Origin of the sequence: Pseudomonas vlassakiae, assembly GCF_014269035.2 — a bacterium.
In the GTDB taxonomy this organism is placed as follows: domain Bacteria; phylum Pseudomonadota; class Gammaproteobacteria; order Pseudomonadales; family Pseudomonadaceae; genus Aquipseudomonas; species Aquipseudomonas vlassakiae.
Genome location: NZ_JABWRP020000025.1, coordinates 59441 through 65440 on the forward strand (window position 1 = coordinate 59441; position 6000 = coordinate 65440).

At 63.6% G+C, this 6000-nt stretch carries 8 protein-coding genes; 5 read left to right on the plus strand and 3 right to left on the minus strand.

What is annotated here, in order from left to right; translation table 11 throughout:
- Positions 1-57 precede the first annotated feature (57 nt).
- Positions 58-900 (minus strand): 16S rRNA (cytidine(1402)-2'-O)-methyltransferase, encoded by an 843-nt coding sequence (gene rsmI / locus HU738_RS23550; RefSeq protein WP_186601394.1) that lies wholly within the window; start codon positions 898-900, stop codon positions 58-60.
- A gap of 221 nt (positions 901-1121) precedes the next feature.
- Between rsmI and HU738_RS23555 the strand changes: the two genes are divergently transcribed.
- From HU738_RS23555 to HU738_RS23575, 5 genes are all read left to right on the plus strand, one after another.
- Positions 1122-2939, plus strand: a complete 1818-nt coding sequence (locus tag HU738_RS23555) for a penicillin-binding protein activator (RefSeq protein ID WP_186601257.1) — start codon at positions 1122-1124, stop codon at positions 2937-2939.
- Entirely contained in the window at positions 2939-3310 is a 372-nt protein-coding gene (locus HU738_RS23560; protein ID WP_176508312.1) for a YraN family protein, read from the plus strand. Before HU738_RS23555 ends, HU738_RS23560 begins: the two co-directional genes overlap by 1 nt.
- An 86-nt stretch (positions 3311-3396) precedes the next feature.
- Positions 3397-3990, plus strand: coding sequence for a phosphoheptose isomerase (locus HU738_RS23565; RefSeq protein ID WP_054884633.1), 594 nt, complete (start codon positions 3397-3399; stop codon positions 3988-3990).
- Positions 3987-4565: a BON domain-containing protein gene (locus tag HU738_RS23570; RefSeq protein ID WP_176508311.1), complete on the plus strand. Its 579-nt coding sequence runs from the start codon at positions 3987-3989 to the stop codon at positions 4563-4565. Before HU738_RS23565 ends, HU738_RS23570 begins: the two co-directional genes overlap by 4 nt.
- Before the next feature lie 79 nt (positions 4566-4644).
- Entirely contained in the window at positions 4645-4863 is a 219-nt protein-coding gene (locus tag HU738_RS23575; protein ID WP_054884635.1) for a YgdI/YgdR family lipoprotein, read from the plus strand.
- Between the two features lie 46 nt (positions 4864-4909).
- Here the strand turns inward: HU738_RS23575 and HU738_RS23580 are convergent, their stop codons facing one another.
- Positions 4910-5341, minus strand: coding sequence for a ClpXP protease specificity-enhancing factor (locus HU738_RS23580; RefSeq protein ID WP_176508310.1), 432 nt, complete (start codon positions 5339-5341; stop codon positions 4910-4912).
- Between the two features lie 10 nt (positions 5342-5351).
- A complete protein-coding gene (locus HU738_RS23585) occupies positions 5352-5975 on the minus strand; it encodes a glutathione S-transferase N-terminal domain-containing protein (RefSeq protein WP_186601256.1) in 624 nt (207 codons plus the stop codon).
- Positions 5976-6000: the final 25 nt, after the last annotated feature.

A 6000-nucleotide genomic window follows, 5' to 3' on the forward strand; every position in this document is an offset into this window, starting at 1 on the left:
GGTTAACGGCACGCGCGCGCAAGAACAAGCGATACCGTCAACTATGCCTGATTGCTACTACTGCGCTTTCTGCTTTTCCAGGGCCGCCTGATACAGCAGGTTCTTGCGCACACCGGTGATTTCCGCCGCCAATGCCGCCGCCCTCTTCAACGGCAACTCGGCCAGCAACAGGTCCAGCACGCGCTGGGCCTCGGCGCTGATCGCTTCCTCGCCCTCAGGCGCACTCCAGCCACCCACCAGTACCACGCACTCACCCCGTTGCTGATTGCTGTCGCCAGCGACGAACGCACGCAGCTCAGCCAACGGCAGCCCCTTGAGGGTCTCGAAGGTCTTGGTCAGCTCACGCGCCAGCAGCGCCGGACGTTCGGCACCGAACACCAGCTCCATGTCCTCGAGGCACTCCAGAATGCGGTGTGGCGCCTCGTAGAAAATCAGCGTGCGAGGCTCCTCCTTGACCTGCTCCAGACGCGCACGACGACCCGCAGCCTTGGCGGGCAGGAAGCCTTCGAAGATGAAGCGGTCGGATGGCAGGCCGGCTGCCGACAGCGCGGCAATCAGGGCGCAGGCGCCAGGCACGGGCACCACGCTGACGCCAGCGGCACGCGCCTGACGCACCAAGTGGTAACCCGGATCGGAAATCAGTGGGGTACCGGCGTCGGATACCAGCGCCACATCTTCACCGGCCAGCAACTTGCCAATGAAGCGGCCACCCTCGTCGCGCTCGTTGTGTTCATGGCAGGCCGCCAACGGCGTGTCGATGCCGAAGTGCTGCAGCAGGCGGATCGAATGCCGGGTGTCCTCGGCAGCGATCAGGGCGACATCGGCCAGCACCTTGAGCGCCCTGGCGCTCATGTCATCAAGGTTGCCAATGGGCGTCGCGACCACATAAAGCGTCCCCATGGTGGATTTCGAAGTCCCGGCCACATCAGTCACTGCACACACCCTGCCTTTCGGATCAAAGGCGTCATTGTAGCCCGAGCGCCGGTAACAGGGCGCAAAGAACTTCTTCGGTCCTCCTGCACACGCCACCTATAGTGAAGGTTCCGCTAACGGCAGATCGCGCCCCGGCTGCTGCTTGGGTACAATTGCCGGCCAACTTGATCGAGTAACAGGACCTTTACATGATCGCTTGCCTGCGGCTGTTCACAGCCCTCTGCCTCGCTGCCCTGCTGGCAGCCTGCGCCAGCTCGCCCTCATCCAGCCTGGGCGAACTGCCACGCACCCCGGACGCCAGCATCGAGCAACTGCTCGAGAAGGCCGCCACCAGCAAGTCCGCGGAAGACGCTGCCCTGCTGCGCCTGAGCGCAGCCGACCTGGCTTACAAGCAGAAGGACTTCCCACGCGCGGCACGCATCCTCGAACAGGTGCCGATGGACACGCTCAAGCCGGCCCAGCAGATTTTCGCCGCCACCCTCGGCGCGGAACTCGCCATGAGCCGCAACCAGCCCAAGGCCGCCCTGACCGCGCTGTCCCATCCGAGCCTGCAACACATTGCAGAGCTGCCGGAGCAACAGCAGGTGCGCACCTACAGCGTCCATGCCGCCGCCCTCGAGGCCGATGGCCAGGCCATGGCCGCCGCCCAGCAACGGGTACTGCTGAGCCCGCTGCTCAGTGGCCAGGCCGCCAGCGCGAACCATGACGCGATCTGGGCCCTGGTCGCCTCGCTGCCGGCCGAGCAGCTGCAACAGCCAGCCAACAACGAAATCCTGGCCGGCTGGACCAGCCTGGCGCTGGCCGTCAAAAGCGCCGGCACCCTGGAGCAGCAACAAGCGGCCATCGAAGCCTGGCGCAAGCAGCACCCCGATCACCCAGCCGCCAAGCAACTGCCGCTGGCCCTGACCAAGCTCAAGGAACTGGCCAGCCAGCCGCTGACCAAGATCGCCCTGCTGCTGCCCCAGGAAGGCCCGCTGGCCGGCGTTGCCCGGGCCCTGCGTGACGGCTTCATGGCCGCCCACTTCCAGGCCCAGCAAGCGGGCGGGCAAGCGCCTGCCGTGCAGGTCTACGACAGCTCGCGCATCGGCTCGCTCGATGCCTTCTATCGCCAGGCCCAGGCCGATGGTGTGCAACTGGTGGTCGGCCCGCTTGAAAAGCCGCTGGTCAAGCAGCTCGCCGGCAACAGCCAACTGCCCATCACCACGCTCGCCCTGAACTACGCCGATGCCGGCCAGAAAGCACCACCGCAACTGTTCCAGTTCGGCCTCGCCGCTGAGGACGAAGCCCGTGAAGTGGCGCGCCGCGCCCGTGCTGATGGCATGGTCCGCGCCGTTGCCCTGGTACCGAGCGGTGAGTGGGGTGACCGCGTGCTGGCCGCCTTCCGCCAGGACTGGGAAGGCAATGGCGGCACCATCATCGCCGCCGAGCGCATCGCCCAACCGGTCGCCCTCGCCCAGCAGATCGCCAACCTGTTCCAGCTGCGCCAGAGCGAAGGCCGCGCCCAGAGCCTGCAGAGCACCGTGGGCGGTACCATCGCGGCACAACCGTCGCGCCGCCAGGACATCGACTTCATCTTCCTCGCCTCGACCCCACAGCAGGCGCAGCAGATCAAACCGACGCTGAACTTCCAGTACGCCGGTGACGTACCGGTCTACGCCACCTCGAACCTGTACAGTGCCAGCGGCGACGTCAACCAGTACAACGACATGAACGGCATTCGTTTCTGCGAAACGCCATGGCTGCTCGACACCAGCAACAGCCTGCGCCAGCAGGTGGTACAGCAGTGGCCACAGGCCGCCGGCAGCCTCGGCCGCCTGTACGCGATGGGTGTCGACGCCTACAGCCTGGCGCCGCGCCTGGGCCAGCTCAAGGCACTGCCAGACAATCGCGTGCAAGGCCTGTCCGGCAGCCTGAGCATCAACGCCAGCCAGCGCGTAGAGCGCCAGTTGCCATGGGCCGAGTTCGCTGGTGGCCAGGTCAAGCGCCTGCCAGATACCTCGCGCTGATGCCCGCAGCATCGCCAAGCAGCGCCGGCCAGGCAGCAGAAACCCAAGCCCTTGAGTACCTTCAAGGGCAAGGCCTGCAACTGCTGATGCGCAATTGGCGATGCAAAGGCGGCGAGCTTGATCTGGTCATGCTCGACGCCGATACAGTAGTATTCGTCGAAGTCCGCTACCGGTTGCACGCGGACTTCGGTGGCGCCCTCGGCAGCATTGACGGGCGCAAGCAGAAACGACTGGTGCTTGCCGCCACACTGTTCCTGCAGAAGGAGTCCCGCTGGGCCAATCACCCCTGCCGCTTCGACGTTGTCGCCCTGCAGGGCAGCCACCATGCAGGCCGGCCACTTCAATGGCTGAAAAACGCCTTCGAATGCTGAACCCACTCCGATTTTTTTGCTCTATGTTTCGCGGGCTGGTCCCTGTTGCGCGCCGCGCCGGCCACCGCCCCACTTAAGGTCACCAGATGGACATGCAATCCCGAATTCGCCGGCTGTTCCAGGCCAGCATCGACACCAAGCAACAGGCAATGGACATCCTGGCACCGCACATCGAGCAGGCTAGCCTGGTCATGGTCAATGCGCTGCTCAATGAAGGCAAGATGCTCGCCTGCGGCAACGGCGGCTCGGCTGGCGATGCCCAGCACTTCTCTTCGGAGCTGCTCAACCGCTTCGAGCGTGAGCGCCCGAGCCTGCCGGCCATCGCCCTGACCACCGACAGCTCGACGCTGACCTCGATCGCCAACGACTACAGCTACAACGAAATCTTCTCCAAGCAGATTCGCGCCCTGGGCCAGCCCGGCGACGTACTGCTGGCGATTTCGACCAGCGGCAACTCTGCCAACGTGATTCAAGCGATCCAGGCCGCACATGATCGCGAAATGATTGTCGTAGCATTGACCGGACGTGACGGCGGCGGCATGGCATCGCTGCTGCTGCCAGAAGACGTGGAAATCCGCGTACCGTCGATGGTCACCGCACGTATCCAGGAAGTCCACCTGCTGGCGATCCACTGCCTGTGCGATCTGATCGACAGCCAACTGTTCGGGAGTGAAGAATGACCCCCATACGCCTCGGCCTGATGGCCCTTACCCTGTGCCTGAGCGTCACCGGCTGCAGCTCGGTACTGACCTCGACCCGCAACTCGCCGATCGAGGATGATCGCGGCACCCGCACCATCGGCAGCAAGATCGACGACTCGCTGATCGAAACCAAGGCTTCGGTGAACATTGCCAAGGCCAGCCCTGACCTGGACAAGGGTTCGCACATCGTCGTCAGCAGCTACAACGGTATCGTCCTGCTTGCCGGGCAAACCCCGCGTGCCGACCTCAAGAGCCTGGCCGAACAGACTGCCAGCCAGGTCCAGCGAGTGAAGAAGGTACACAACGAACTGCAGGTGATGCAGCCCTCCTCGATCCTGGCGCGCAACAACGATGCCTGGCTGACCACCAAGATCAAGGCCCAGATGCTCACCGACAATGCCGTGCCCAGCTCGCGCATCAAGGTCATCACCGAGAACGGCATCGTCTACCTGCTGGGCCTGGTGACCCAGCAAGAGGCCAACTCCGCCACCGCCGTGGTTCAAGGGGTCTCTGGCGTGCAGAAGATCGTCAAGCTGTTCGAGTACATCGACTGATTCAGTTGCCGCCGCGACCCGCCACTGGCTGGCCTCGGCGGCAACATGCCCCACCCGTTCAATTTCCAGGAAATACTGCATGAAAAAGCTTCTGCTGCCCGCCCTGCTGCTCGGCACCTTCGCCACCCTGGCTGGCTGCTCGACCCCAAGCCTGATCACCCTCAACGACGGCCGCGAAATCCAGGCTGTCGACGCCCCGCACTTCGACAAGGACTCGGGCTTCTACGAATTCCAGCAGCTCGACGGCAAGCGCACCCGCATCAATCGGGACCAGGTTCGCACCATCAGCGACCTGTAAGCTCAGCTTGGCAAAAAAAGGCGATCCATACGGATCGCCTTTTTTATTACTTGACCACTTTCAGGCTGGGTCGCCCACTTGGACGTGGAGGCTGGCCACCCCCTTCCGGCGGGCCATCGTCATCCGGCTCGACAGCATCGTCTTCCTGTTCATCGCCATCCATCAGCGGTGGCTCAAGCTCGAAGACCATGCCTTGGCCGTTCTCGCGGGCATAGATCCCCAGGATGGCACCTGCTGGCACGAACAACGAATGGGCAACGCCACTGAAGCGCCCCTCGAAGCTTACCGCCTCGTTATCCATGTGCAGGTTGCGCACGGCACTCGGCGAAATGTTCAGGACAATCTGGCCATCGCTGGCAAAACCTTGTGGTACCTGGACCGCCGGGAATTCGGCATTGACCAGCATATGGGGGGTGCAATCGTTGTCGACGATCCACTCGTACAGTGCTCGAACCAGGTAGGGGCGACTGGAGTTCATCAACGGCTCCTTAAAGCTTGCGCATTTCACGTTCAACAGAGGACAGGCTCGCCTGGAAAGGCTCGCGGGCGAACTGCCGCTCCATGTAATCCAGCAGCGGCTTGGCCTGCCGCGGCAATTCGATACCCATAACCGGCAAACGCCACAGTATGGGCAATAGACAACAGTCGACCAGACTTTGCTCCTCACTCATGAAGCAAGCAAACTCGCCGAACAGCGGCGAGACGCCGGTCAGGCTTTCGCGCAGCGCCTTGCGCGCCTCGACTCGGGCGGCCTCAGCGCTGCGCGGGTCGAGAAGGGTATCCGCCAGGGCGCACCAGTCACGCTGGATGCGATGCATCAGCAGACGGCTATTGCCACGCGCCACCGGGTAGACCGGCATCAACGGCGGATGCGGGTAACGCTCCTCGAGGTATTCCATCACCACGGTCGACTCATACAACGCCAGGTCACGATCGACCAGGGTCGGTACGCTGCCGTAAGGGTTCACCTCTGCCAGCCTGGCTGGCAGACGCGCAGGGTCGACGTCGATCACCTGCACGTTGATGCCCTTCTCGGCGAGCACGAGGCGTACCCGATGAGAATAATGGTCAGCAGGGTCGGAATAACAGGCTAACCGGTTGGTTGCGCCCATGTAGCGCCTCCTCGCAGGGGATGCT

Excerpts from the sequence above, each read along its gene's own strand:
- rsmI (WP_186601394.1), bottom strand. The coding sequence starts at position 900 with ATGGGGACGCTTTATGTGGTCGCGACGCCCATTGGCAACCTTGATGAC.
- HU738_RS23555 (WP_186601257.1), top strand. The coding sequence starts at position 1,122 with ATGATCGCTTGCCTGCGGCTGTTCACAGCCCTCTGCCTCGCTGCCCTG.
- HU738_RS23560 (WP_176508312.1), top strand. The coding sequence starts at position 2,939 with ATGCCCGCAGCATCGCCAAGCAGCGCCGGCCAGGCAGCAGAAACCCAA.
- HU738_RS23565 (WP_054884633.1), top strand. The coding sequence starts at position 3,397 with ATGGACATGCAATCCCGAATTCGCCGGCTGTTCCAGGCCAGCATCGAC.
- HU738_RS23570 (WP_176508311.1), top strand. The coding sequence starts at position 3,987 with ATGACCCCCATACGCCTCGGCCTGATGGCCCTTACCCTGTGCCTGAGC.
- HU738_RS23575 (WP_054884635.1), top strand. The coding sequence starts at position 4,645 with ATGAAAAAGCTTCTGCTGCCCGCCCTGCTGCTCGGCACCTTCGCCACC.
- HU738_RS23580 (WP_176508310.1), bottom strand. The coding sequence starts at position 5,341 with ATGAACTCCAGTCGCCCCTACCTGGTTCGAGCACTGTACGAGTGGATC.
- HU738_RS23585 (WP_186601256.1), bottom strand. The coding sequence starts at position 5,975 with ATGGGCGCAACCAACCGGTTAGCCTGTTATTCCGACCCTGCTGACCAT.